The 25,332-nt window shown below is 67.9% G+C and carries 24 protein-coding genes and 1 tRNA gene; 9 read left to right on the forward strand and 16 right to left on the reverse strand.

Annotated features, from left to right (window positions below; all coding sequences use genetic code 11):
• Window positions 1-10: 10 nt before the first annotated feature.
• Window positions 11-1,177 (reverse strand): DUF4190 domain-containing protein, encoded by a 1,167-nt coding sequence (locus tag LQD00_RS22850; protein ID WP_232718425.1) that lies wholly within the window; start codon window positions 1,175-1,177, stop codon window positions 11-13.
• A gap of 56 nt (window positions 1,178-1,233) precedes the next feature.
• Window positions 1,234-1,413, reverse strand: a complete 180-nt coding sequence (locus LQD00_RS17670) for a hypothetical protein (protein WP_232718426.1) — start codon at window positions 1,411-1,413, stop codon at window positions 1,234-1,236.
• A gap of 124 nt (window positions 1,414-1,537) precedes the next feature.
• Here LQD00_RS17670 and LQD00_RS17675 point away from each other — a divergent pair, with 124 nt between their 5' ends.
• Window positions 1,538-2,059 (forward strand): peptidylprolyl isomerase, encoded by a 522-nt coding sequence (locus tag LQD00_RS17675; protein WP_006868452.1) that lies wholly within the window; start codon window positions 1,538-1,540, stop codon window positions 2,057-2,059.
• 203 nt (window positions 2,060-2,262) lie between these two features.
• Window positions 2,263-2,979: a rhomboid family intramembrane serine protease gene (locus LQD00_RS17680; RefSeq protein WP_308196000.1), complete on the forward strand. Its 717-nt coding sequence runs from the start codon at window positions 2,263-2,265 to the stop codon at window positions 2,977-2,979.
• Between the two features lie 28 nt (window positions 2,980-3,007).
• Here the strand turns inward: LQD00_RS17680 and LQD00_RS17685 are convergent, their stop codons facing one another.
• Both LQD00_RS17685 and crgA read right to left on the reverse strand, forming a co-directional pair.
• Window positions 3,008-3,511: a PH domain-containing protein gene (locus tag LQD00_RS17685; RefSeq protein ID WP_232718428.1), complete on the reverse strand. Its 504-nt coding sequence runs from the start codon at window positions 3,509-3,511 to the stop codon at window positions 3,008-3,010.
• A gap of 118 nt (window positions 3,512-3,629) precedes the next feature.
• Window positions 3,630-3,920: a cell division protein CrgA gene (gene crgA / locus LQD00_RS17690; RefSeq protein WP_005200426.1), complete on the reverse strand. Its 291-nt coding sequence runs from the start codon at window positions 3,918-3,920 to the stop codon at window positions 3,630-3,632.
• Window positions 3,921-4,082: 162 nt separating this feature from the next.
• On the opposite strand from crgA, the gene LQD00_RS17695 reads away from it, so the two are divergent.
• Window positions 4,083-4,742 (forward strand): aminodeoxychorismate/anthranilate synthase component II, encoded by a 660-nt coding sequence (locus tag LQD00_RS17695; RefSeq protein ID WP_040536988.1) that lies wholly within the window; start codon window positions 4,083-4,085, stop codon window positions 4,740-4,742.
• Between the two features lie 286 nt (window positions 4,743-5,028).
• Here the strand turns inward: LQD00_RS17695 and pknB are convergent, their stop codons facing one another.
• The 7 genes from pknB to LQD00_RS17730 all read right to left on the reverse strand — a co-directional run bounded on the left by pknB (window position 5,029) and on the right by LQD00_RS17730 (window position 14,886).
• Window positions 5,029-6,978 carry a Stk1 family PASTA domain-containing Ser/Thr kinase gene (pknB, locus tag LQD00_RS17700; RefSeq protein ID WP_232718429.1) on the reverse strand — a complete coding sequence of 650 codons (1,950 nt, stop codon included), beginning with the start codon at window positions 6,976-6,978 and terminating at the stop codon, window positions 5,029-5,031.
• 70 nt (window positions 6,979-7,048) lie between these two features.
• Entirely contained in the window at window positions 7,049-8,413 is a 1,365-nt protein-coding gene (locus tag LQD00_RS17705) for a protein kinase domain-containing protein (RefSeq protein WP_232718430.1), read from the reverse strand.
• A complete protein-coding gene (locus LQD00_RS17710; protein WP_232718431.1) occupies window positions 8,410-9,909 on the reverse strand; it encodes a peptidoglycan D,D-transpeptidase FtsI family protein in 1,500 nt (499 codons plus the stop codon). The genes LQD00_RS17705 and LQD00_RS17710 overlap by 4 nt, the downstream gene beginning before the upstream one ends.
• Window positions 9,906-11,339: an FtsW/RodA/SpoVE family cell cycle protein gene (locus LQD00_RS17715; protein ID WP_232718432.1), complete on the reverse strand. Its 1,434-nt coding sequence runs from the start codon at window positions 11,337-11,339 to the stop codon at window positions 9,906-9,908. The genes LQD00_RS17710 and LQD00_RS17715 overlap by 4 nt, the downstream gene beginning before the upstream one ends.
• Window positions 11,336-12,820: a PP2C family protein-serine/threonine phosphatase gene (locus tag LQD00_RS17720; protein ID WP_232718433.1), complete on the reverse strand. Its 1,485-nt coding sequence runs from the start codon at window positions 12,818-12,820 to the stop codon at window positions 11,336-11,338. The genes LQD00_RS17715 and LQD00_RS17720 overlap by 4 nt, the downstream gene beginning before the upstream one ends.
• Window positions 12,817-13,281, reverse strand: a complete 465-nt coding sequence (locus tag LQD00_RS17725; RefSeq protein WP_232718434.1) for an FHA domain-containing protein FhaB/FipA — start codon at window positions 13,279-13,281, stop codon at window positions 12,817-12,819. The genes LQD00_RS17720 and LQD00_RS17725 overlap by 4 nt, the downstream gene beginning before the upstream one ends.
• A gap of 252 nt (window positions 13,282-13,533) precedes the next feature.
• Window positions 13,534-14,886: a DUF3662 and FHA domain-containing protein gene (locus tag LQD00_RS17730; RefSeq protein WP_232718435.1), complete on the reverse strand. Its 1,353-nt coding sequence runs from the start codon at window positions 14,884-14,886 to the stop codon at window positions 13,534-13,536.
• A gap of 276 nt (window positions 14,887-15,162) precedes the next feature.
• On the opposite strand from LQD00_RS17730, the gene LQD00_RS17735 reads away from it, so the two are divergent.
• A tRNA-Leu gene (locus LQD00_RS17735) sits at window positions 15,163-15,245 on the forward strand.
• 131 nt (window positions 15,246-15,376) lie between these two features.
• Here LQD00_RS17735 and LQD00_RS17740 read toward each other — a convergent pair.
• Window positions 15,377-15,871, reverse strand: a complete 495-nt coding sequence (locus tag LQD00_RS17740) for an FBP domain-containing protein (protein ID WP_232718436.1) — start codon at window positions 15,869-15,871, stop codon at window positions 15,377-15,379.
• A gap of 242 nt (window positions 15,872-16,113) precedes the next feature.
• Window positions 16,114-16,713 carry an NAD(P)H:quinone oxidoreductase gene (gene wrbA / locus LQD00_RS17745; protein ID WP_232718437.1) on the reverse strand — a complete coding sequence of 200 codons (600 nt, stop codon included), beginning with the start codon at window positions 16,711-16,713 and terminating at the stop codon, window positions 16,114-16,116.
• 129 nt (window positions 16,714-16,842) lie between these two features.
• Between wrbA and LQD00_RS17750 the strand changes: the two genes are divergently transcribed.
• The 4 genes from LQD00_RS17750 (at window position 16,843) to LQD00_RS17765 (ending at window position 19,886) form a co-directional block, all read left to right on the forward strand.
• Window positions 16,843-17,607 carry a DUF72 domain-containing protein gene (locus tag LQD00_RS17750; protein ID WP_232718438.1) on the forward strand — a complete coding sequence of 255 codons (765 nt, stop codon included), beginning with the start codon at window positions 16,843-16,845 and terminating at the stop codon, window positions 17,605-17,607.
• Between the two features lie 58 nt (window positions 17,608-17,665).
• Complete coding sequence (locus tag LQD00_RS17755) at window positions 17,666-18,133, forward strand: RrF2 family transcriptional regulator (protein WP_232718439.1); 468 nt, start codon at window positions 17,666-17,668, stop codon at window positions 18,131-18,133.
• Window positions 18,134-18,273: 140 nt separating this feature from the next.
• Window positions 18,274-19,455 carry an FAD-binding oxidoreductase gene (locus tag LQD00_RS17760; protein ID WP_232718440.1) on the forward strand — a complete coding sequence of 394 codons (1,182 nt, stop codon included), beginning with the start codon at window positions 18,274-18,276 and terminating at the stop codon, window positions 19,453-19,455.
• Window positions 19,452-19,886, forward strand: coding sequence for a hypothetical protein (locus LQD00_RS17765; RefSeq protein WP_232718441.1), 435 nt, complete (start codon window positions 19,452-19,454; stop codon window positions 19,884-19,886). The genes LQD00_RS17760 and LQD00_RS17765 overlap by 4 nt, the downstream gene beginning before the upstream one ends.
• Window positions 19,887-19,910: 24 nt before the next feature.
• Here LQD00_RS17765 and LQD00_RS17770 read toward each other — a convergent pair whose 3' ends face one another.
• Window positions 19,911-21,278 carry an FAD/NAD(P)-binding protein gene (locus tag LQD00_RS17770; protein ID WP_232718442.1) on the reverse strand — a complete coding sequence of 456 codons (1,368 nt, stop codon included), beginning with the start codon at window positions 21,276-21,278 and terminating at the stop codon, window positions 19,911-19,913.
• 205 nt (window positions 21,279-21,483) lie between these two features.
• Here LQD00_RS17770 and LQD00_RS17775 point away from each other — a divergent pair, with 205 nt between their 5' ends.
• Window positions 21,484-22,224 carry a FadR/GntR family transcriptional regulator gene (locus LQD00_RS17775; RefSeq protein ID WP_232718443.1) on the forward strand — a complete coding sequence of 247 codons (741 nt, stop codon included), beginning with the start codon at window positions 21,484-21,486 and terminating at the stop codon, window positions 22,222-22,224.
• Here LQD00_RS17775 and LQD00_RS17780 read toward each other — a convergent pair.
• Both LQD00_RS17780 and LQD00_RS17785 read right to left on the reverse strand, forming a co-directional pair.
• Window positions 22,208-23,422: an amidase gene (locus tag LQD00_RS17780; protein ID WP_269785169.1), complete on the reverse strand. Its 1,215-nt coding sequence runs from the start codon at window positions 23,420-23,422 to the stop codon at window positions 22,208-22,210. The genes LQD00_RS17775 and LQD00_RS17780 overlap by 17 nt on opposite strands.
• Window positions 23,423-23,511: 89 nt before the next feature.
• Window positions 23,512-25,332: a hydantoinase B/oxoprolinase family protein gene (locus tag LQD00_RS17785; RefSeq protein ID WP_232718445.1), complete on the reverse strand. Its 1,821-nt coding sequence runs from the start codon at window positions 25,330-25,332 to the stop codon at window positions 23,512-23,514.

Raw genomic sequence — 25,332 nt, forward strand, 5'->3', positions numbered from 1 at the left:
CGGATGGCCATCAGGCGGCGAAGAGGATCCAGCTGTAGATCACCAGGCCGAACACCAGGACGCCCAGGTAGGCCCAGCCCAGCCAGATCGCGACGTTGGCGAACGGCAGTCCGGACTCCCCCCGGGTGCGTCGAATCTGTGCACGTGCGCGGTAGCCGAGCACGAGACCGATCGGGAACGTGATGCCGAGCCCGGAGAGGATCAGGGCCCACACGGCCAAGCGATTGAGGCGTGGGCCGGACTGGGGAGCCACGTTGTCCTCCGGATCGTCCTCGAATGCTGGGTTGGTGTTTGCAGAGTAGGCCTGGGACACCGGTGTGACCGCCGTGCGGTCGTCGACGCCGGGCGTGTCGTCGGCGTTCTGCTGGGCAGGGGCTGCCGGAGCGGCCGGCGGCTTGACGAACATGGTGGCGTCGGCCGCGTCGGAGCGCCGGGTCTCGTCGTCGAGCGCGTCGGGACGCGACCGGGGAGGTTCCGGACGGGAGGGGGCCGGTCCCGGACGGGCGCCGAGGGCGTCCGGCCGCGCTGCGCCGGTCCGTTGCGTCGGACTGCTCTGCGGCGGATTCCCTTGTGGCGCACCGGGGTTCGTGCCGGGAGGCGGGCGGTGTCCGGCCGGGGGACGCCCGGCGGGGTTCAGCGGTCCGGGGTTGCCCGGGGGAGTGCCGGGAACCGGTCGCGGACGCGGGCCGGTCGTGTAGGCGCCGGCCGGACGCGGGGGAGCACCCGGGTCGCCGGTGGGGCCGGGACCGTTCGGGCGCGGAGGTTGCGGACGGGGGCCGCCGGGCTGACCGGGGCCGCCGGGACCGGGAGGACGGGGACCGCCGGGCGGGGGACCGGGCCGCTGAGACGATCCCGGACCGCCGGGACCCGCCGGACCACCGGGCGCGGGCGGCAGGGGCCCGCGAGGGCCGGGACGTCCCGAATCGGGCAGGTCGCGTCCGCGGGGCGGCGAAGGTGCGCTGATCGGCGCGCTCGGCACCCGCTCCCAGGGCGCGGTGCCGTGGGATCCGCCGGTGGGAGCCGTGCTCGACGACCCGGGGCCGGTCGGGCCGGGCCGGGTGGTCTCGGTGTCGCGGGGCTTCGCGTCGTCGGACATCGACCACAGCTCGCGTGCCCGCTCGGACGCGCCACCGGGGGAGGTGGGCGTGTTCGGAGGGCGCTCGTCGTCTGAGGTCACGTGTTCAAATTACCTGTGGATGCCGCCGACGCCCGGATCGACCGTCGGCGGTGTCGTCACGAGGCCTGTGATTCCGTGCTCTTCGCGAGGGCCTCACGGACCTCTTCGACGCGGGGAACGGTCGGCGAGACCGGCGGCGGATCCTGACGCGTACGACGCAGGACGACGACGCCGACACCGGCGGTGAGCACCGCTGCGAGCACGGTCAGCGCGGCGACGAGGTAGTTCTTCGGCATGCCGACCAGAGTGCCAGCCCGGCCCCCGCCCATGCCACCTCCGGCGATGTGACACTGCGCGCGCAGGCGGGGTCGAGAGCCACGTCTCGACCACCGAAAACCGCACAAGTGGTTGGATGGAGGGGTGACCACTCAGAAAACCTCCGCAGTCATCCACACCAACCGCGGCGCCATCAAGGTCGACCTGTTCCCGAACCACGCGCCCAAGACCGTCGAGAACTTCGTCGGCCTGGCCGACGGGAGCAAGGAATACAGCAAGCCGAACGCATCCGGCGGCAACTCCGGCCCGTTCTACGACGGCTCGGTCTTCCACCGTGTGATCGCCGGCTTCATGATCCAGGGCGGCGACCCGACCGGCACCGGCATGGGCGGCCCCGGCTACCAGTTCGGCGACGAGTTCCACCCCGAGCTGCAGTTCGACCGTCCGTACCTGCTCGCCATGGCGAACGCCGGCCCGGGCACCAACGGCTCGCAGTTCTTCATCACCGTCGGCCCGACCCCGCACCTCAACCGTCGTCACAGCATCTTCGGTGAGGTCACCGACCCCGAGTCGCAGCAGGTCGTCGACGCCATCGCGACCACGTCGACCGATCGTCAGGATCGCCCGCTCGACGCCGTCGTCATCGAGAAGATCGAGGTCAACTGACCTCTCCGGAACACACCGCCCCGCAACGGGCGGTGTGTTACCGGCATCCCGACCGCCCCACCGGCCTGTCCTGCAGCCGGTGCGGGCGGCCGGCGTGTCCGGACTGCCTTCGACCGGCGTCGGTCGGCCAGCATTGTCTCGACTGTCTTCGAGGTGATGGGGTCCAACGGACGCCGGCTTTCGGTGACCGCGGGGTGCGGCGCATGGCGACCACCCGCCTGTCCGCGGGCAAGCCGTACGTCACCTACACCCTGATCGGGATCAACATCCTGATCTTCCTGCTGTGTGCCGTCCAGGCCGGCAGCTTCGGCGACCCCGGGGCGGCCACCGTCTTCAGCTCTGGGGATCTCCTCAAGAGCGACGTCGCCGCCGGTGAGTACTGGCGCCTGCTGACGTCCGGCTTCCTGCATTTCAGCGTGATGCACGTGGCCGTCAACATGCTCTCGCTCTACATCCTGGGCCGCGACCTCGAGCTCGCGCTGGGAATGTCCCGCTACCTCGCGGTCTATCTGATCGCTCTGTTGGGCGGCAGTGCCGCCGTCATGCTCTTCGAGAACGACCGCGCCCTCACCGCAGGCGCCTCGGGCGCCATCTACGGCCTGATGGGCGCGATGCTGGTGATCATCCTCAAGGCCCGCGTCTCACCGGTGCCCGTCCTGCTGATCATCGGCTTCAACGTGGTGTTGTCGTTCTCGCTGCCCGGGATCTCCGTCCTCGGGCATCTCGGTGGTCTCGCCTTCGGCGCTGCGGCCACCGCCGCCATCGTCTATCTACCGGGACTGGTCCTGCCGGAGGGGCGTCGAACCCCGGAGGCGGCCGGCCGGGTCGGCTGGATCGCGCTGGGCGTGCTGTTCGTCGTCGCGCTCGGCCTGGGGATCGCCGGCGGGCTCACCTACGACGGACTCACCTACATCCGCTGACGGGCCCGGGCCTCGGGAGCCGGGTCGGTCAACGGTCGTCGTCGACGTGGAATCCCGCTGCGCGGAGTGCGTCGACCACCGACAACAGGTCGGTACCGAGATCCCAACGACTGAAGACGAGTAGTCGGGTGTCGTCGCGAGGTCCGTCGGATCCGTCCGGACGACCGGTTTCGGCGTCGTCGTCGAGGACGTCGATCTCGAGCTGTCCCACCCGGCGGCCGACGCGCCGCATCGACAGCAACCGGATGCGTTCGACGCGGTCGGGCGTGTAGCTGCGTCGTCCGGTCAGACCGCGCACGGTCAGCGTCGCCGGGTGCCCGACCGAGAGTTCGAGCCGTGGCCGCACCAACAACGTGTAAACGCCCAACGCGAACAGCAGCACGCCGGCGATCCCCATGAGGACCGAGCCCGCGGGATCGTTCGACACCACGATCGCGCCGGCGAGCAGGATCACGCCGCCGATGCAGCCCGCGACACCCGCTCCGACCGGCGTCGACCACGCGTGTGTGGATGAGTCAGCAGAGTTATCCACAGGAGTTACTCACAGTGGGGACTACTTACACACATGTTATTTCCACAGTGTGGATAACTTACACACATGTGTTTTCGCAGGTCAGAGCGTGACACGCAGGGAAGGATCGTGGATCGGATCAGCGCCACCGCATGGTCATCAACAGGCCGGCCACCATGAGGGAGAACCCGATGAGGAAGTTCCAGGAGTTGAGCTCGGCCATCCAGTGCAGGACCTGGCCCTCCGCGCCGTAAGCGGTGGGGGTGGCGGCGAGGTAGTAGACGACGAGCCAGGCGAGCCCGAGGAGCATCAGGCCGAGCATCACGCTCACGTAGATGGTGCTGGAAGCTCCGGCCTTGACCTTGACCGGAGTCCTGCTCGCGGTGTTGATCGTGTAGTCGGTCTTCTTCCGGACTTTTGACTTCGGCATGACATCCTCTGTTGTGCTGTACCGCAGCAGCGGTCGTACGCGTGCCCGGGACTCCCGAACGTCGTGGAGACCGATCGGTCCGGGGTCGGAAACACTCGACTTCTACGGTATCTCACCAGGTCGCCGACCGAGGTACCCGCTTTCGGCGGTAGCCTTTCCTGCGTGAGTCGCATTCTGGTCATCGACAACTACGACAGCTTCGTCTACAACCTGGTCCAGTACCTGGGCCAGCTCGGTGTCGAGGCCGTCGTGTGGCGCAACGACGACCCGCGGCTGACCCCGTGGGACACCGAACATCTGCGTGAGGCGGTCTCCGGATTCGACGGGGTGCTGCTCAGCCCCGGGCCCGGCACCCCGCAGCGCGCCGGCGCGACGATGCCGATGGTCGAGGTGGCCGCCGCCGAGGAGCTCCCGCTGCTGGGTGTCTGCCTGGGTCATCAGGCGATCGGCGCCGCGTTCGGCGGAACCGTCGACCGCGCACCGGAACTCCTGCACGGCAAGACCTCCCTGGTCTTCCACGACGACAAGGGCGTTCTCGCGGGCCTGCCGGATCCGTTCACCGCGACCCGCTACCACTCGCTCACGGTGCTGCCCGAGACCATCCCCGACGAACTCGTCGTCACCGGACGCACCGAGTCGGGCATCGTCATGGCGATGGCCCACCGCGAGCTGCCGATCCACGGCGTCCAGTTCCACCCGGAGAGCGTCCTGACCCAGGGCGGGCACAGGATGCTCGCCAACTGGCTCAAGACCTGCGGCATCGAGATCGACGAGACGCGCGTCGCGGCGCTCGAGGCGGAGATGGCCAGCGCGGTCGGCTGACGCGACCTTCGCTGCTTGAGGTGCAAAGAGTGCGACGCAACCCTCGCTGCTTGAGGTGCAAAGAGTGCGACGCAACCCTCGCTGTCTGAGGTGCAAAGAGTGCGACGCAACCCTCGCTGTCTGAGGTGCAAAGAGTGCGACGCAACCCTCGCTGTCTGAGGTGCAAAGAGTGCGACGCAACCCTCGCTGCCTGAGGTGCAAAGAGTGCGACGCAACCCTCGCTGCCTGAGGTGTGAGGAGCGCAAGCGACGAGCCACGAAGGCCTGGTGAGACGTCGTCGAATGCGCTAGTTCGGCAGCAGGCTCGCCTGGCCGATGATGATCGTGATCGGGCCGCCCTTGCGCGCCTTCGAACCCGCCGACGGTTCCTGCCCGACGACCCGTCCGTTGTCCGGACTGTTCAGCGGCACGTTCCGGGTCTGGCGTGTCAGCGTCGACCGTTCCCAGCCGGCCTGTTCGAGGGATGCCTGAGCCTCGGCGGGTGTCTTGCCGCGCAGGCTCGGGACGGTGAACAGGTTGCCCCGGGACACCGACAACTGCACCGTGCTGCCCTGCTCTGCCGTCGAACCGGGACCGGGAGAGGTGGAGATGACCTCGCCCGCGGGCTGGTCCGAGTCGACCGCGACCTCGTCGACCGACATGCCGAGCTCCTCGAGGACCGCGCGGGCACGATCTGCCGGCATGCCGACGACGTCGCGGACCGTGATCTCCTTGGGGCCGTTGCCCACGTTGAGGACCACCGGCCCGTTGACCGGCACCTCGGTGCCGATCTTCGGCGCGGTCGAGACGACCTTGTCCTTCATGTCGGCGGTCGAATCGACGCGCTCGGTCTTGACGTTGGTGAACCCGAGCACCTTGAGGGCGTCGAGGGCTTCGGCAGGCGTCTTGCCGACCAGGTCGGACGGTATCCGGTGACGTTGTGGACCGGTGGAGATGTAGAGCGCGACCTCGGATCCCTCGGTCGCCATGACACCCTCACCGGGTGTCGAGCGGGTCGCGAAACCGGGCCCGACGTCGAGGCTGGGTTCCTCGAGGACACGCACCTCGAACCCGGCTCGTTCGAGCGAGGACTGCGCGTCGTCGGAACTGAGTCCGGCGACCGCGGGCACGGTGACATCGGGATCGGACCCCGAACTCCACGGAGACCACAGGAAGAGTGTTGCGACGAGCAGCACGACCGCGGCGATCGCGCCGGCCATCAGCCAGCGAGGTCGACGACGCGGTGGGTCGTCGTCGGAGTCGGACCGGTAGTCGGCGACGCGTCGGTGGCTGCCACCGGCACGGGTGGGGATCGCGCGGCGCGGTGTGGTCGTCTCCGACCGGACCGGGCGTCGGGGGCCGGTGTCGATGAACTCGGTGCGCTCCTCGTCGGTGAGCAGCATCGGCGCCGACGGCTTGCCGCCCGCGAGCACCCGGATCAGGTCGGCGCGCAGATCGGCGGCCGACTGGTACCGGTTGTCCTTGTTCTTGCTCATCGCCTTGAGCACGACCGAGTCGAGCTCACGCGGGATCTCCGGACGCACATGCGACGGCCACGGCGGATCCTCGTGCACGTGCTGGTGGGCGACCGCGACCGGCGAGTCACCGGTGAACGGCGGCTCCCCGGTGAGCAGCTCGAAGAGCACGCAGCCCATCGAGTAGATGTCGCTGCGCGGGTCGACCTTGATGCCGCGGGCCTGCTCGGGCGACAGGTACTGGGCAGTGCCCATTACGGCGGAGGTCTGCGTCATGGTAGACGTGGAATCGCTCATGGCGCGGGCGATGCCGAAGTCCATCACCTTCACCGCGCCGGACTTGTCGATCATCACGTTCGCCGGCTTCATGTCGCGGTGCACGATGCCGTTGCGGTGCGAGAAGTCCATGGCGGCGGCGACGTCGGCCATCCACGTCATCGCCTGACGCGGGGCGATCGGACCGTTGGCCCGCAACACGTCTCGCAGGGTGTCCCCGTCGATGTACTCCATGACGATGAACGGCAGCGGACCGTCCTCGGTCTCGGCCTCGCCGGTGTCGAAGACCTGGACGATCGTCGGGTGGTTCAGCTTCGCCGCGTTCTGGGCCTCCCGCCGGAAACGCAGATAGAACGACGGATCGCGCGCGAGGTCGGCGCGCAACACCTTGATCGCCACGTCCCGGTGCAGCACCAGGTCGCGGGCATAGTGCACCTCGGACATGCCACCGAAACCCAGCGTTTCGCCGAGTTCGTAGCGGTCGGAGAGGTGGTGTGGTGTCGTCATCTGCCTCGGGGTCAGCCTGGGATCTCAGCTCAGCGGGTCGTCGGGGGTGGTATCAGCATGGCGCGGTGACCTAACACAGCGGGAACGGCACGCCGGGGAAGCACGGGGTGCCGGTGGCGGCCCCGGTGTCCGTGGTGTCGTCGGTGGTCGTCGGCGGACCGGGCGCGGTGGTCTCCGTCGTCGTCTCCTCGCTGGTCGTCGTCTCCTCGCTGGTCGTCGTGCGGGTCGGTCGCTGCGTGGTCGTGGTCTCGTCGGGTTCCTCGGTCGGGACCACGGTGGTGGTCTCGGTGACGATCGACGAGGTGGACGGCGCCGACGGGGCGGTGTCGTCGCCACCACTGCTGACCAGGTAGAACCCGATCAGACCGATCGCGCCGACGAGTAGCGCGGCGGCGACACCGGCCAGCACCTTCTGCCCGGTGGTCCAGCTGTTGTCGGGCGGCGGTGCGACCGGGGTCCGTGACGTCGGTCGCGGTGTCACGGGACGAGAGGCGGTACCCGGTGCCGTCGTGGCGCGGGTCGCGACGGTGTTGCCCAGCGCCGCGGCACCGGCAGCACCTGCTGCGGCGCCGGCGATCGCTCCCGGGCGCGGGGGGCGACGACCTGCACGGACGGCGGCCACCGCGTCGGCGAACTCGCCGCCGTTCGCATAACGCTGACGCGGGTCCTTGGCCATCGTGATCTCGATGAGCTCGCGGACACCCGACGGCAGGTTGGGCGGCAGCGGCGGCGGAGATTCACGGATGTGTTTCATCGCGACGGTGATCGCACCGTCGCCGAGGAACGGACGCCGGCCGGTGAGGGCCTCGTAACCGACGACGCCGAGCGAGTACACGTCGGACGCGGCGGTCGCCTCGTCGCCGGTGGCCTGCTCGGGAGAGATGTACTGGGCAGTGCCCATCACCATGCCGGTCTTGGTGACCGGGGCGGAGTCGACGGCCTTGGCGATGCCGAAGTCGGTGATCTTCACCTGGCCGGCCGGGGTGATCAGGATGTTGCCCGGCTTCACGTCGCGGTGCACCAGCCCCTGGCTGTGTGCGGCCTGCAACGCCCGACCGGTCTGCTCCAGCATGTCGAGGGTGTTGGTCAGCGACAACCGGCCGAGCCGGGAGATCACCGAGTTCAGCGGCTCGCCGTCGACCAGTTCCATCACCAGGTAGGCGAGCGGGTCGCCGCCGTTGTAGTCCGGAGTCTCGCCGTAGTCGAAGACGTTGGCGATGCCCGGGTTGTTGAGCTTCGCCGTCGTCTGCGCCTCCGCGCGGAACCGGGCGATGAACTCCGGGTCGCTCGTGTACTCGGCCTTGAGGACCTTCACCGCCACACGACGGTTCAGGCGCGTGTCGAGGGCTTCCCACACCTGGCCCATGCCGCCCGTCGCGATCAGGCGGATGAGCCGGTAACGATCACCGATGGTGGTGCCGTTCTGCAGGGTCATCGACTGCCACCTCCCACCAGTGAGTTGATCACTTCTCGTCCGATCGGTGCAGCCACGGTCCCTCCGACCGAATCCGCACCGAATTGTCCATTCTCCACCACGACGGCCACCGCGATCTGCGCGTTCGACGACGGTCCGAACGCGATGTACCAGGAGTACGGGGTGTCGGTGCTCGAACCGCTCTCGGCGGTGCCGGTCTTCGACGCGATCGAGACCGGTCCGCCGGCACCCGCGGTGGAGCGCTCGGACTCGATCATCATCGACGTCAGCTCGGCCGCCTGTTCGGGCGTGATCGGCTTGTTCGCGGTGCTCGGCGGTGTGGTCTGCAAAGTACGCAGATCCGCCGATTGGAGCTTATCGACCAGGTACGGCTGCATACGGACCCCTCCGTTGGCGACGGTCGCCGCGATCATGGCGTTCTGCAGCGGCGTCAGCCGCACGTCCCGCTGTCCGATGGATGCCTGTGCAAGGACATCGAGCGACGGGATCGGGCCCACGGTCGAGTCGACGACCGGCATCGGGATGTCCGGGCCGGGCTGATCGAGACCGAACAGGCTCGCGGTCTCGGTGAACTTGGGGATCGCGTCCGACATCTTCTCCGTCACCAGCTCGGCGAACGCGGTGTTGCACGAGTACTTGAACGCCGTCTCCAGCGACACGGTCCCGCCCGACGAACCGGGGCAGGTCTCGCCGCCGTAGTTCGGCAGCGACACGTTGGTGCCCGGTAGCGGGAAGCTCGGGGCGGCGGTGAGACGGATGCCCGGGGTGATGTTGTCGCGCAGGGCGGCCGCCGACGTCACGACCTTGAAGGTCGATCCCGGCGGGTACAGCTGGCTGATCGCGCGGTTGAGCATCGGCTGCGCGGTGTCGCCCGGCCGGTTCCACGCCTCCCAGCTGCTCTCGCGGACCTCCTGGTCGTGGCTGGCCAGCTTGTTCGGGTCGTAGCTCGGGGTCGAGACCATCGCCAGGATCTTGCCGGTGTTGGGCTGCAGCGCCACCACTGCGCCGCGGCACGGTCCGTCGCACGGTCCGTTGAGCATGGCGCGGTAGGCGGCCTGCTGCACCTTCGGGTTGATCGTGGTGACGACGTTGCCGCCCCGCGGGTCGCGGCCGGAGAACATGTCCATGAACCGCTGGCCGAACAACCGGTCGTCGGAGCCGTTGAGGATCGAGTTCTCGTAGTGCTCGATCTGGCTCGCGAGGTACTGGAACGAGTAGTAACCGGTGACCGCCGCGAACGCCTCGGCACCCTCCCGCGGGTACTGACGCAGGAACTTCAGCCGACTGCCGATGGGCACCGACAGCGCGATCACGGTGCCGTCGGCGGTCGTGATCAGGCCGCGCTGGCGCGAGTACTCGTCGAGCAGGACCCGGTTGTTGCGCGGGTCGGTCTTCAGGGCGTCGGCCTTGAACACCTGGACGTAGGTGGCGTTGGCGAGCAGCGCGACGATCATCACGATCACGGCGATCGAGACGTTGCGGATCGGTTTGTTCACTTGCGCTTCACCACCTGGGTGGGCAGCGCGTCGACCGGCTTGGCCGTCGGACGCTTCTTGACCGGATCGAGTTCGCGGGCGGCGTTCGAGATCCGGATCAGCAGCGCGACGAGGATGTAGTTGGCCAGCAGCGACGAACCGCCGTACGACAGGAACGGGGTCGTCAGACCGGTCAGCGGGATCAGCTTCGTGACGCCGCCGACGACGACGAAGATCTGCATGGCGATGGTGAACGCCAGACCGGTCGCGAGGAGCTTGCCGAAGCTGTCGCGCACGGCGATGCCGGTGCGCAGGCCGCGGTGGATGAACACCATGTAGAGCAGCAGGATCGCGAAGAGGCCGGCGAGCCCGAGCTCCTCACCGATGGTCGAGATGATGAAGTCGGTGTTGGCGAACGGCACGATGTTGGGCCGCCCGGATCCGAGGCCGGTGCCGAACAGGCCGCCCGTGGCCAGGCCGAAAAGGCTCTGACCGATCTGGTAACCGGAGCCGTCGAAGTCCTCGAAGGGGTTGAGCCACACCGAGACGCGGGTCTGCAGGTGGGAGAAGATCGACCACGCGATCACCGCACCGATCGCGAACAGGCCGATGCCGAGGACGAGCCATTCCACGCGCGAGGTCGCAACGTAGAGCATCGTCAGGATCGTCGCGAAGATCAGCAGCGACGTACCGAGGTCCTTCTGGACGACCATCACCGCGATCGCGATCGCCCAGGCGGCGAGCAGCGGACCGAGGTCGCGGGCGCGGGGCAGGTCGACGCCGAGGACGTGCGGGCCCGCGGTGATGAACAGGTCGCGCTTCGACACCAGGACCGCCGCGGCGAAGATGATGATGAGGATCTTGGAGAACTCGCTGGGCTGGATCGAGAAGAACGGCGTGATGATCCAGTTCTTGGAGCCGTTGATCTCCGAGAACGCGCTCGGCAGGATCGCCGGGATGATCAGGAAGATCAGTCCGCCGAGGCCGAGCGTGTAGGCATACCGCGACAGCGTTCGATGATCGCGGATGAGGATCAGCACCGCCGCGAACGCGATGATGCCCAGACCGGCCCACAGCAGCTGTTGGTCGGCGTTGTTCGTCGCCTGGGTGGGGTTCATCGACTCACCGGTGTTGCCCGACCCGAGGTCGAGGCGGTGGATCAGCACCAGACCCAGCCCGTTGAGCACGGCGACGACGGGCAGCAGGATCGGGTCGGCGTGCGGCGCATAGCGTCGGACGACGACGTGGGCGACCCCGAACAGCGCCGTGTACGCGGCGACGTACTTGACGATGTCCCAGGTCAGGCTCTGACCCTGCGCGGCCTGGACGATGAGCAGGGCGACCGTCACCAGGCCGATCGCGAACACCAGCAGGAGCAGCTCGGCGTTCCGGCCGGTGCTCGTCGCGGGTTCGCGAGGCGGGGCGTGCGGGGCGGGCGCGGCTTGAGTCATCTCACCTGCTGCCGGCAGCTGGTGCCCGCGTCCTCTGGAGGTGCGGGCTTGTCGGACGGTGCGGGCGGTGCCACGGACTCGGTGGCGCCGCGCTGCGGGATGCCGGACGGTGCCGCGGTGGCACGGGGAGCGGGCGGTGCGCTCGACGCGGGAGGCGGCGGGGTCGCCGAGGACGGCGGCGGGGGAGTCGACGAGGGAGCGTTGTCGCAGCGGAAGGTGAGCTCCTTGGTCACCACGCCCTCGATCTCCTCGGCGCTGCGGTCACGGATCATCACGTTCTTCACCGACTGCGCCGGCCCGGACACCAGATCGTCGACGTTGAGCGGCACCTCGCAGGTGTCGTCGTACGGGATGAAGGTGTAGGTCGGCTTCTCCTGGTCGAGATCCTCGACGCAGACGCGAGTGACGGGCTTGCTCATGGACACGAAGAGGACGTCGGCCGGGGAGCCCTGGTGGATCACGACGTCGCCCGCGGAATCCGCGGCCACGTAGTAGTTGCTCCGCACGATCGAACGGGTCACGAAGAACCCGGCGACCAGCGCGACGACGACGGCGAGGACGACACCGACGGCGAGCCACCGGCGCCAGGTGCTCTTGTGCTTCGCCGGCTCCTCCGCCTCGGTCAGCACCGTCGGGCGCTGTGGCTCGGCGGGCGGCGGACGCAGCGCAGCGGCGCGTCCGGCGGCGGTGGCCGGGTCGGGGGTGTAGGACTCCTCGTTGCCGCCGGCGGCACCGCCGACGATCGGCCGGGAGTCGCCGTACTCGGTGTCGACGACGTCGGCGAGGACGACGGTCACGTTGTCCGGGCCGCCGCCGCGCAGTGCGAGTTCGATGAGGCGGTCGGCGCACTGCTTCGGATCGGCGATGGATCCGAGGGTCTCGGCGAGGGTCTCCTCGCTCACGACGTCGGACAGTCCGTCGCTGCAGAGCATGTACCGGTCACCGGCACGTGCTTCGCGCATCGTGAGTGTCGGCTCGACCTCGGAGCCGGTCAGGGCACGCATGATCAGCGACCGCTGGGGATGGGTGTGCGCCTGTTCGGCCGTGATCCGGCCCTCGTCGACGAGGGTCTGCACGAATGTGTCGTCGCGGGTGATCTGGGTGAGAACGCCGTCGCGGAACATGTAGCCGCGTGAATCACCGATGTGGCACAGCCCGATTCGGCTGCCCGCGAAGAGGATGGCGGTGAGCGTGGTGCCCATGCCGTCGAGTTCGGGGGACTCCTGGACCTGTGCGGCGATGGCCTCGTTGCCGGCGCGGGTGGCGCGGTCGAGCTGGCTCAGCAGATCGCCGCCGGGCTCGTCCTCGTCGAGCTCGGACAGGGCACGGATGACGAGCTGGCTGGCGACCTCGCCGGCCGCGTGTCCGCCCATGCCGTCGGCGAGCGCGAGCAGGCGCGGGCCGGCGTAGAAGGAGTCCTCGTTGTTGGACCGGACGAGACCGCGGTCGCTGCGCGCGATGTAGCGCAACACAAGTGTCACGGGCGCAACTCGATCACGGTCTTGCCGATGCGGATCGGCGTGTTCAGCGGGACCTTGACGGCGGTCGTCACCTTGGACCGGTCGAGATAGGTGCCGTTGGTGGAGCCGAGGTCCTCGACGTACCAGTCGTCACCGCGTCTGGAGAGGCGTGCGTGGCGTTCCGAGGCGTAGTCGTCGGTGAGGACGAGGGTCGAGTCGTCGGCGCGACCGAGCAGCACCGGCTGCTGGCCCAAACTGATCCGGGTGTTGGCCAGTGCTCCGTGCGTGACGACGAGATAGCGCGCCGCGCCGCGGACCCCGCCACCGCGTCGACGCTTCTCCGTGCCTCCCGAGTAACGCGGGATGCGCATGCCGCCGGCCGAGGCGATGTCGGCCCGAAGGGTCCGGATCACGGCGAAGACGAACAACCACAACAACAGCAGGAACCCGATACGGGTCAGTTGCAGCACCAAGCCCTGCATCTCGTGTGTTCACCTCCAGCGCCGTCACATCTCGGACCAGTCGTACTCGGTAAGCCGTACCGGGCGGGTGTCGATCCCGACTGCCGATGGCAACCGGCGGACCCCGTGTGCATCTTATGGGCAGTTGAGCCGAACCCGTTCATTCACATATGACAGTTCAGTATCAACCGCCCTCGCGGAGTCGCCCGGACCACGTCGATCAGCGGCCACCGTCGCCCGCGTTCGACGGGCGCAGGACGGCGGTTGCCGGGACTACTGGAACCGGACGGTGATGTCCGAGTGACCCACGCGGATGCGGTCTCCGTCGGCGAGTTCCCAGGTGTTGACCTGCAGGTCGTTGACCGTGGTGCCGTTGGTGGAGTTGAGGTCGGTGAGCATCGCGGTGGTGCCGTCCCAGCGGATCTCGACGTGGCGACGCGAGACACCGGTGTCGGGCAGACGGAACTGTGCGTCCTGGCCGCGGCCGATCACGTTGGAACCCTCGTGCAGCTGGAAGGTGCGGTTGCTGCCGTCCTCGAGGAGCAGGGTGATCGACGACGGGGCGTAACCGGCGGCGGGGCGTCCCGCGCCGTAACCCTGGTCGTAGCCACCCTGGTAGTCGTAGGCCGCCGGCTGCTGGCCGTAGCCCTGCTGCGCGTATCCCTGGTCGTAGCCTCCGGGCTGCTGGCTGTAGCCCTGCTGTTCGTAGCCGGGCTGTGCGTAGCCCTGCTGGCCGTAGCCTTGCTGGTCGTAGCCGGGCTGCGCGTATCCCTGGTCGTAGCCTCCGGGCTGCTGGCTGTAGCCCTGCTGTTCGTAACCGGGCTGTCCGTAGCCCTGCTGGCCATAGCCTTGCTGGTCGTAGCCGGGCTGCGCGTAACCCTGGCCGTAGCCGGGCTGCTGACCGTAACCCTGCTGCTCGTAGCCGGCGGGCTGCTGTCCGTAGGCCTGCTGGTCGTATCCCTGCTCGTAACCGGCCTGCTGGCCGTACTGGTCGTAACCGGGCTGTCCATACGCCTGCTGGCCGTAGCCCTGCTGCTCGTAAGCCTGCTGGTCGTACTCGGGATCGGCGCCCCTGCGCTGGTCGTATCCGGGGTTCTGAGTCATCTTGGGGGCTCCTTGGTCGGGTGCGTCGGCGGGAAGAGCTTGTGCGGCCGGGCGAGGATTCGGGGCCGGGGGACCGGCCGGTGGGCGGGGGGCCTTCGGTGGTGCGCCGTGTGGTTGTCCCGAACGCGACGGCACCGGGCGGGGCCTCGCGTCAGGGTTCACCGTGCCGCGCGCACGGAAGATCCCGGTGTGCAGGGATGGCGATTGTTCGAACTCTACGACGACCTTGCCGTAGGTCTGCCAACCGTTGTCCTTGATGAAGTGTTCCAAATGCTTCGAGAAAGTCTTGCGGTTCAGTTCGTATTCCGCAGCGATGTGGTCGTGATCGCTCGGACTCAACAGCAATGTGTAGCTGTTGGCCGCGAGGACGGTACCGTCGCCGAGGTCTTCCAGCGACTCCTCGGCTTCGCGCTGAAGGCCGTTCTCGATCTCCTGTGGAGCCACCTGACCACCGAAAACTCGCGCAAAACCGTCGTCAACAGCGCCTTCGAGCTTGCGTTCAATTCGTTGCAGGATCCCCACCGAGACCTCCTTTCGCGGCATTCGAGCGTGTCGCCGTGCATATGGCCTTGTTTGATGATAGCGACAAGAACGGACAACTGTGCCACCGCGACAACTGGTGCATCGTGTGTAACACCTGCCTCATGGGTCTGGCCAGCCACTGGTGCCGCAGGTCACCAGCCCTCCGAATGCCCGCGAACACCCGAGTTTTGTAGTAGGGGCGCCGTGCTGTTATCGTCGTCCAGTCGCCGGACGTAACCAGTCCGACGACATGCCCGCCGGATTTCCGGCGGCCACGGGCGAGTGGCGGAATGGCAGACGCGCTGGCTTCAGGTGCCAGTGTCCTTCGGGACGTGGGGGTTCAAGTCCCCCTTCGCCCACACGGTGAAAGAGGCCGGATCGCGGAAACGCGGTCCGGCCTCTTTTCTTATGCGCAAACCCACCCTTTTTCGGCAAACCCAGCACCCGGTGGGGTGGTGGATCCGGCGAAAAAGGGTGGATCTGTCGGGGGCTACTTCTCGCGACCGACGACGCGCGTCGCGAATCCGTCCAGTCGCAGCTGCAGCGACTGGATCCGCTGCTGCCGCACGGCTTCCGGATCATGACCGCCGAAGACCGGCGGCGGCTTCATGCGCACGTTCTTCGAACACTCGAAGTTCGAGCAGATCAGGGTGCCGACGGTGTCGCCCTTGCGGCCGGCGGCACCGGCGAGCTTCGCGCTGAAGAAGGCGACGTCGTTGGGCAGCAGGACGTCCTCGCAGAACGAACACAGTGGCCGTTTGCGCGGCTGGCGTCCGCCCAGGCGGAGCATGATGCCGACGGGCTCGTCGTCGGTCGGGATGACGACGTAACCGACCATCGGCTGCTTGGGATCCCGCCAGCCGACGAAATCCTTGCGCTCCCAGTTCAGTTCCTTGAAGTCGGGCGGCAGGACGATCGACTTTCGTTCGCGGACGGTCGCATTGACGAAGGATCGACGGATCTCGGATTCGGTCAGGGCATGCATGAGTGAGAAACACCTCGGGTGTCGGGAAGGGTGAGTGAGGGCGCGCGTCGACCGGCGCGGTCCGCGGATGCGGTACTCGCGCCGGTCGGGGCAGGTCACTCAAGCGCCGGCGTGCAGGACGCCGACGACCCCCTCACGCCCAGCGGGCGACGACACGGAATACATGATCCCGATGCTCGCGCCGTGGCGCCGCTCTGTCAACGCATTAATGCCAGCGGTCCAGGGGAGCAGTACCGGCGTCGTCAGCCGGCCAGCAGACCGGCGACCTTCACAACTCGCTGCGCCAGGTGGGCGAGGGCGGCCTTGGTCGCGTCGTCGAGACCGTTCTTGTTCTCCGGGCCGGTCACGTGCGAAACGCCGTACGGGTTACCGTCGGCGAACTTCAGCCCCTCGGTGTAGCCGGGCGGTACGAGGATGCCGCCGAAGTGCATCAGCGAGGTGTACAGCCCGGTAAGGGTCGTCTCCTGTCCGCCATGCGCCGTCTGGCTCGAGGTGTAGGCGGCGTAGGCCTTGTCGGCGAGCTTTCCCTCGGCCCAGAGTCCGCCGAGGGAGTCGATGAAGGTCTGGAACTGCGACGCCGTGCTGCCGAATCGGGTCGGGGAGCCGAAGATGACGCCGTCGGCCCAGACGATGTCGTCGCCGGTCGCGCTCGGCAGATCTTTGGTCGCCTCGTAGTTCGCCGACCAGGCAGGGTTCTCCGCGAAGGTCTCCGGGTCCCGGGTCTCCTCGATGTGGCGGACCCGCACCTCGGCACCGGCCGCCTCGGCGGCGGTCTTGATTTCGTCAGCCATCGCCGTGCCGTGTCCGGTGGCCGAGTAGTAGATGATCGCCAGTTTCGTCATGTCACTCCTGTCTCGGTGGTTGCGACTTTCCGTAGGCGGGTACCCGTGTTCGGTGATGCGACACCCACACGCGCCGCGCGAAGCCGTCGACGGGATTCGTCACCCGTCGACCGGCGGATAGGTGGAGCGATGCTGCACATCGGCACCTCGGGTTGGCAGTACAAGGACTGGCGCGGCGCGTTCTACCCGGAACAGGTCCCGCAGCGGGAGTGGCTGGACTACTACTCGGAGCGGTTCACGACGGCCGAGGTCAACAACACCTTCTACCGGCTGCCGGACAAGACGGTGTTCGAGAACTGGGCCGAGACCGTACCCGCGGACTTCCGGATGGCGGCGAAGATGAGCCGCTACCTGACGCACGTGAAGCGGCTGAAGGAGCCGGCCGAGCCCGTCGAGCGTTTTCTCGATCGCGCCGCCGGCCTGGGCACCAAGCTCGGGCCTGTCCTCCTGCAGCTCCCGCCCAATCTGCAGGCACAGCCCGATGCCCTGGCCGCAACCCTCGAGCTCTTCCCGGACACCGTCCAGGTCGTCGTCGAGCCGCGCCACGAATCCTGGTGGACCGACGAGGTGCGAGACGTTCTCGAACGGCACCACGCCGCCTTGTGCTGGGCCGACCGCAAGAGTCGATCTCTCACCCCGCTGTGGCGGACGGCCGACTTCGGGTACCTACGTCTGCACGACGGCACCGCCAAGCGGCCGATGAGTTACGGCGTACAGGCCATCGACAGCTGGCTGCGTCGTTTGTGGGACATGTTCGACGACGAGTGCGACGTCTACGTGTACTTCAACAACGATCCGGGGTGCGCCGCGATCGACAACGCGCGCACCATGATTCGCAGAGCCCGGGCCCTGGGGATGCCGGTGGCGACGTTCGACGCGGCGTCCGTCGAGTGAGCGAGAACACGTCCCTTTAATTGGTATCCGGTATGCCAATTTATGTTTTACTTTCGGCATGCAGCTGACACGCTTCACCGACATCGGCCTCCGGGTCGTGATGCGGCTCGCCGTCGCCGGTGAACAGCAGGGGGCTGCAACACCTCTCACCACGAGGGATCTCGCGGAAGAGCTCGCCGTCCCGTACACGCATGTCGCCAAAGTCGTCGGCAGACTGTCGGAGATGGGCGTCGTCCACGCGCGCCGTGGCCGTACCGGCGGTCTGACGATCACCGACCTCGGTCGCGAAGCGCGCGTGGGCTGGCTCGCGCGATCCCTCGAGGGTGACGGGGAGGTCGTCGATTGCGAAGGCCCGCAGCCGTGCCCGCTCCGACGCGGATGCCGTCTGCGGGGAGCGCTCGCCCGTGCGGCCGCCGCCTTCTACGACAGCCTCGACTCCGAGACCGTCGCCGACCTCGCCGCGGAACCGACCACGGCGGTGCTGCTCTCGCTGTCGCCGCGCCCACCAGGTGAGCAGGCCGGTTGACCTTCTCGCCGCCCGAGGTGCGGGGAGCGCTCGCGACGAGCCACGAAGGCCTGGTGACAAACGAATGATCACCGCCGCAAAGACTTCCGGCCACCCGCCGGAACTTCTATCCCGATGAGCAAGTGAACAAAGGAGTTCTCATGCTGTCCGACACCCAACGCGCCACCCTCGCGGCGACCCTGCCCGCAGTCGAGGGAGCGCTCCCGGAGATCACCCCGCGGTTCTACCGTGGACTCTTCGACGCGCATCCGACCCTGCTGGACAACATGTTCAACCGGACACACCAGAAGTCCGGTGAACAGCCGCAGGCCCTCGCCGGGTCGGTCGCCGCCTTCGCGCGCCTCCAGCTCGAACCCGACGTCCGGCGTCAGCGGTTCATCCTGGACCGGATCGCGCACAAGCATGCGTCGCTGGGTGTCACCGCCGATCAGTACAAGGTCGTTCACCAACATCTGTTCGCGGCGATCGTCGAGGTTCTCGGCGATGCCGTCACGCCGGAGGTCGCCGATGCCTGGGATCAGCTGTACTGGGACATGGCCGATCTTCTGATCGCATCGGAATCCGACCTGTACGCCGCCACGGGTGTCGAGCCCGGTCAGGTGTGGCGTGAGGTCACGGTGAGCGATCGCGTGCAGGTCTCGCCCGACACGATCGCCCTCACCCTCGCGGCGGTCGACGGCGCCCTCCCGAAGTTCCGTCCGGGACAGTACATCTCGGTGCAGGTTCCGCTGAGCGACGGTGCCCAGCAGATCCGTCAGTACAGTCTGACCGGCTCGCCCGACGACGCCGAGTGGCGCTTCAGTGTGAAGCTCGCCGGCGAGGTCTCGGCACACCTGCACGAGCACGTCTTCGAAGGCGACACCCTGAAGGTCAGCACTCCGTTCGGCGACCTCGTCCTGCCCGACGACGATGCCCCGCTGCTGCTGGCATCCGCCGGGATCGGGTGCACGCCGGTGATCGGCCTGCTGACCGCGCTGGCAGAGAAGGGCGATGCCCGTCCGGTGACGGTCCTGCACGCCGACCGTTCCCGCGACCGCCAGCCGCACCGCGGAATGCTTGCGGCGCTGGTGGACTCGCTGCCGGCGGGCAATCTGATCCAATGGTACGAGAACACCTCGCCGCACATCGTCTCCGATTCGGTCCGAGTCGGCCACATGTCGTTGGACAATGTCGAGGTGCACCCCGAATCCAATGTCATGCTCTGCGGCCCCACCGGATTCCTGTCCTCGATGCGCGAGGAGTTCCTCGGTCGCGACATCGCGGAGAGCCGGATCCACTATGAGACCTTCGGTCCGGAACTCCTGCGGTCGAGCGCGCGATGAGCACCTCCGCGGCGGTCGTCACCGCGCTCACCTTCGTGTGGCTGGGCATGGTCTTCGCGATCTCGTTCCTCGAGGCGCCGTTGAAGTTCCGCGCCCCCGGCGTCACCCTGCCGATCGGTCTCGGGATCGGGCGGCTGGTCTTCCGTGCGCTCAACGCCGCGGAGGTTGTGTGGGCGACAGCGATCCTGGTCGCCGTCGTGCTCGGTTCGTGGCCCGGGGTGGCCACACCGATCGCCGCGGGAGTTGCGATCGCGGCGCTGGCGATCCAGGTCGTGGCAGTGCGGCCGGCCCTCACCAAGAGGTCCGACGCCGTGCTGGCCGGGCACGATGGTCCGCGTAGCTCAGCGCATCTCGTCTACGTCGCCTTCGAGGTGATCAAGGTGGCCGCGCTGATCTGGCTCGGCGCCGCGGTCCTGGTCAGCGCGACCTGACCGAGCAAACCCGGCCGGCGTCGCTCATCGGTGGTCGTCGACGTCACCGATGAGCGATGCGGCCAACTGCTCGGCTTGCGTGCGGATCTCGGGTACGGCGGTGGTCTCCCAGAGTTCGCCGCGACGCAACGATCCGAGGGTCCAGATCGGTCCCCGACGACCGTCGGCGTCGAGGACGCGCCCATGGTCGGTGATCAGGCCCAGGCCAAGGTCATCGGTGGTCGCGAGCCGGGCGTCCAGTACCGAATCCAGGACGGGATTGCCGAGTTTACGCAGGTCCGGCTGCGGACCGGTGCAGTTCACGATCCATGCATAGGTGCGTTCGTCGTCGCCGGTCGCGACGGTGAGACCACCGGGGACCGCGTCGACGCGGTTGATTCGTCCAGAGCGCACGACGAGGCGTCCCGATCGCCGGGCCTCGTCGACGAGTTTGCCGCTCGACGGGGGCATCCGGTGCCGACGCACGAGCCAGTCGCCGGCCAGTTCGCGGACGAAGGTGCCGCGGTCCGCCTCGTCGAGCCGGGCCCACAGTTCGGCAACGCGGTAGCGCACACCGTCGACGCCGGGGCGCCAATTCCCCAGTAGGCGTTCGATTCTCGCGACATGAGTGGTCACAGCGGCGCGGATCTCGTCGAGGCTGTCACCCCAGGTCGAGATGTCGGGGACGACTTCACCGAGGTAGGTGTCGGCATGCCGCCGGGGGAGTCGGCCGCCGCGTGAGATGGCCTCGACGCGACGGTTGCCGCCCGACTTGAGCAGGCTGATGGCCACGTCGACCATCGTGAGACCGGTGCCGATCACGAGGACGTCCCCGCTGTCGGCCAGTACCGGTTCGAGGGCATCGGGCAGCCACGGGTTGGCGACGTAGCGGGGTTGATCGCTCAGGTCGCAGGGCGCCCAGCCGTTCCCGACACCGGGGAGTCCGGTCGCGAGCACCAGCCGGTCGCCGTCGAGGACGCTTCCGTCCGCCGTTGTCACCCGAACTCGCTCGCCGACGGCGGCGACGCCGACCGCGCCGTCACGCACGAACCGGACACTCAACCGGTCGCCGGCCCGTTCGCATGCCTCGGCCAGTCGCGTCCGCAGGTAGCGCGCCCACTGCGCGCGCGGTGCGAAGAAGTAGTGCGCCTCGTCGCCGGAAACGAGCCCCCCGGCACGGCACCAGTCCACGAAGTCGAACCGCTCATCCGGGTCCACCGACATCCCGGATGCCGGGACGTTCAGCAGATGGGCGGGATCCCTGGTGCCGAACGCGGGACCCGCGACCTGGTCGATCGGATCCACGACGACGACCTCGAGCGCTCTTGCCTGTTCATCCGCGGCCACCAGACGAGCCAGATGGAACACGACCAGAGACCCGGCGGCGCCCGCGCCGATCACGATGACGCGCATCAGCCGACACCGGCGCCGACGGCGCGGGCACAGCCGGAACCGCTTCGTGGACGGGGACGCATTCGGAGCACCGATACTTCTTACCGCAGACATGCCAGGGGGTTGGTAGAGGACAGGTGACCAGTGTCCGCGATCACCTCGCTCTGCCGTGGTCTTCGCCTTGATCTGGTAGTTTAGAGCGAACCCATGTAGATCGGATCATGTTGTGACAGAAGCGAATCAGCCCGGATCGAACAAGTCCGGACGACGCCCGGCGTACGAGATCGTGGCCGACGCGCTTCGGGTACGCATCCTCGCCGGTGAGCTGACCCCTGGTACTCGTCTGCCCCCGGACATCGAGCTCCGCGCCGAGTTCGGCGTCGGACAGAGCACGGTCCGAGAGGCCATCCGGACCCTCGCCAGCGAGAACCTGGTCCACACCACCCGCGGGGTGACCGGGGGTACGTTCGTCGCCAAACCCGACATCGGTCAACTGAGCGCGCACCTCGAGGCGGGAGTGACGCTCCTCGCGGCGGCCGAAGGGGTGACCGTCGACCAGCTCATGGAGGTCCGGCAGCTCACCGAGGTGCCCGCCGCCGGCGTTGCCGCCTACCGTCACACCGAGGCGCACCTGGAAGAGTTGCGCGCCACCATCTTCGATCCCGACGCCGGAATCGGTCCCGAGGTCTACGCGAGCAATCAGGAATTCCACCGCATCCTGCTGCGCGCGGCGGACAACCCTCTGCTCGACCTCATCACTGTCCCGGTGTTCCGCGTCATCGGCAGCCGATTCAGTCGCGATGTTGCGCCGGAAGGGTTCTGGCGATGCGTGGACGAAGACCACCGCGCGCTCCTCGACGCGGTGGAGCGCCGGGATTCGATGACGGCGATGACCCTCATGCGCCGGCACCTCGACCATCTCGGCGACGTCTACAAGCAGATGGACCTGCTCAGACGTCAGAGCTGACGCGGACGGGCGGGACCCGCAGGTGCCACTCACTGTGCGCCTGGATCTGTTCGGCCAACGCGAGGAGAGCTCCCTCGTGTAGGCGCGCAGCGGTCAGTTGTGCACCGATCGGCATACCGGATGGATGCACCCCGACCGGGAGAGCGAGGGTCGGGCCGTCGTGCAGCGACCACGGATAGGTCAGCTGCCCCATCCGGCGCGCCTGGGTCACCACGGCTTCACCGACACCGAGCCGCGGCACATCCACCGGCATCGCCGGGGTGAGCACGACGTCGATCTCTCCGAACAGGTCGGTCATCGCCGCCCGGAACAGGTCTCGCTGCCGCAGTGCAGCGGCTCGCTGCTCGTCGGAGATGGTCAATCCCAGGGCGATTCGTTCGCGGGTGGCCTGCTGGAACCGGGTCGGTTCATCGCGCAGTCGTTCGGCGTGCGTCCGCGCCAGATCCGAATAGATCAGGGTGTAGACCACATCCTGTGCTGACTCGCTGTGCGGCACAGGGTGTTCCACGACCCGGTGCCCCAACCGTCGGAGCAGCTCGACGGTACTGTCGACGGCGTCGACGATGGCCGGGTCGACGTCGGCGGTCACGAACGGCCGTGGGACAGCGACCCTCAGGGAGTCGGCACCCACACCTGCCATGTCCGAGCCGGTGAGCACCGCGAACGTCTCACGTACCTGTCGGGCCGTCCGCGCGAGCGGCCCAACGGTGTCGAAATCCGCACTGACCGGAAAGATTCCGGACATGTCCAGGATTCCGGTCGACGGTCGGAGACCGGTGACCCCGCAGCAGGCCGCGGGGAGTCTGATGGAACCGCCGGTGTCGGTGCCGAGTGCCACGTCGACGACACCGGCTGCCACCGCGACGCCGGAACCACCACTGGAACCGCCGGGTACCCGGTCGGCGTCCCAGGGGTTCACCGGACCGCCCGACGCCGAGTTCTGGCTCGTGACACCCACGGCGAATTCGGCGAGGTTCAGCGTGGAGGTGATGGTTGCCCCGGCGCGCTTGAGTGCCGCGACGCAGGTGGCATCCCGATCGGCCACCCGATCGGCGAAATATGCCGACCCGCAGGTCGACCGCACGCCCGCGACCTCGATGTTGTCCTTGACCCCGATCCGGACACCGTTCAGTGGGCCCTGCGCACCACTCGGATCGACACCGAGCCCGACGGGGACCCACGAGATGACCGTGTTCAGGCGGTCGGCGACGGCAACCACGTCGTCAGAGGGTGTCCGAGACGTGCCGAAGGGGCCGGCGGTCTGGCCGGCCCCTTCGAACGGACTGGTCAGGATGCCACCCGGGATCCGCGCAGCTGCTCGGTTGCCTCTGCGTCGACGGTCCAGGTGTCGGTGTTCACGACGACACCGTAGTCCTGGCGTGCTTCCTCGGCGGTGAGGTACTCGTCCCACACGTCGGACAGCACAGCGAACGGATCACGCAGGAACGGGTCGCCGAAACCGCCACCCGAGGGCATGCGGATCTCCAGCCGGTCACCGGCGTGGATGACCTCCTGGGTGACCTTGGAGAACAGCACCTCTTCCTCCGGCGTACCGGGGTTCCGGATGAACGATCCCGACGCGCCGTCGCCGCCACCGAGTGCGCCGGCCGGCGGATCGGTGCGGTTGTCGGCCTCCGAGCCCAGGAAGGTGTCGGTCTCCATGTACCAGGTGCGCACGCTTCCGATGCCGCCTCGCCACTGCCCGGGGGCCGGGGACTCGTCGCGGAGCTCGTAGCGTTCCGCGCGCATGGCGTGGTTGAGTTCGAGTTCCTCGATCGGGTTGTTGCGGGTGTTGGCCATCAGGGCGTCGACGGCGTCCATGCCGTCCTTGCCGTTACGTGCGCCATAGGAACCCTCGTTGATCTCGATGTACACCCAGTACGATTCGCCGTCCTCGGCGAGACCGGAGTAGGCGATAGCGCACAGCGCGGCCGACGACCCGGCGATCGCCCGTTCGGGCAGGACCGGTGCAAGGGCCAGGTTGATCGAGTCGAAGATGCGGTTGACCTGGGAGAACCGCGCGAAGCACGACGCCGGGAAATCCGGGTTGAAGATCGTGCCCTCGGGTGCGTACGCCCGCACCGGACGGAAACACCCGTCGTTCTGCGGTACGAACTCCTCGGTGAGGTGCTCGTCGAGGAGGATGGTGCGGATGGCGCTGACGGCGACCGGGAGCACCGAACCCTCGAAGGGCACGTTGAACGCAGTGGGCACCTGGTCGTTGGAACCGGTGAGGTCGATGAGCACGTCCTCGTCCTCGACCTGCACACGCACCGCGACCTTCAACGGCACTCCGCGGTTCTTGCCGTCGTCGTCGAGATAGCCGATGGGTGCCTCGTAGCTTCCGTTGGGGATCGCCCGGATGCGGCTGCGCAGCATCTCCTCCGAGTAGTCCATCCACCGGTCGGCGGCGCTCATGACGACGTTGAGGCCGTACTTCTCGAGCAGCTCGATGAAGCGCTTCTCGCCGATGCGCGAGCAGGCGATGAGGGCCTCGAGATCGCCGCGGTTCTGTTCCGGGGTGCGCACGTTGTCCAGGATGTGCTGGATCAGCATGTCGTTGCGGACGCCGCCGTCGTAGATCTTCATCGAATCCATCAGCTTGCCCTCGGCCCAGACGTCGACGACGTCCATGCACAAGCCGGGGAAGTTGCCGCCGATGTCGGAGACGTGACCGGTGCAGCCGGCGAACCCGATGTGCTCGCCTTCCCAGAAGATCGGGATGATCACGCCGTAATCGGGGGAGTGGGCCGCACCGTGGTACGGGTGGTTGTGGAGGATCACGTCACCCGGCTTGTAGGTGCCGGCGAGACGCCGGTTCACGCCGCGGATGTAGGCGGGGATGGAACCGCAGTGCATCGGGGTCGAATCCGATTCGCAGAGTTCGCGACCGTTGACGTCGAAGATTCCGGCGCCGAGGTCCTCGGATTCGCGGATCAGGCTCGAGTAGGCCATGCGGTAGAGGACCTGCGCCATCTCCTTGGCCATCGAGTTGAGGGCGCCGCCGATGACGCGCAGGGTGATCGGGTCCACCTCGACGGTGTCCCAGGTCCTGTTCGCCTCGGCCGCAAGGGAGACGCCGTCCGTGGGCATCAGGGTCTTCGCCAT

The sequence above is a fragment of the Gordonia metallireducens genome (genome assembly GCF_021245825.1).
Lineage (GTDB): Bacteria > Actinomycetota > Actinomycetes > Mycobacteriales > Mycobacteriaceae > Gordonia > Gordonia namibiensis.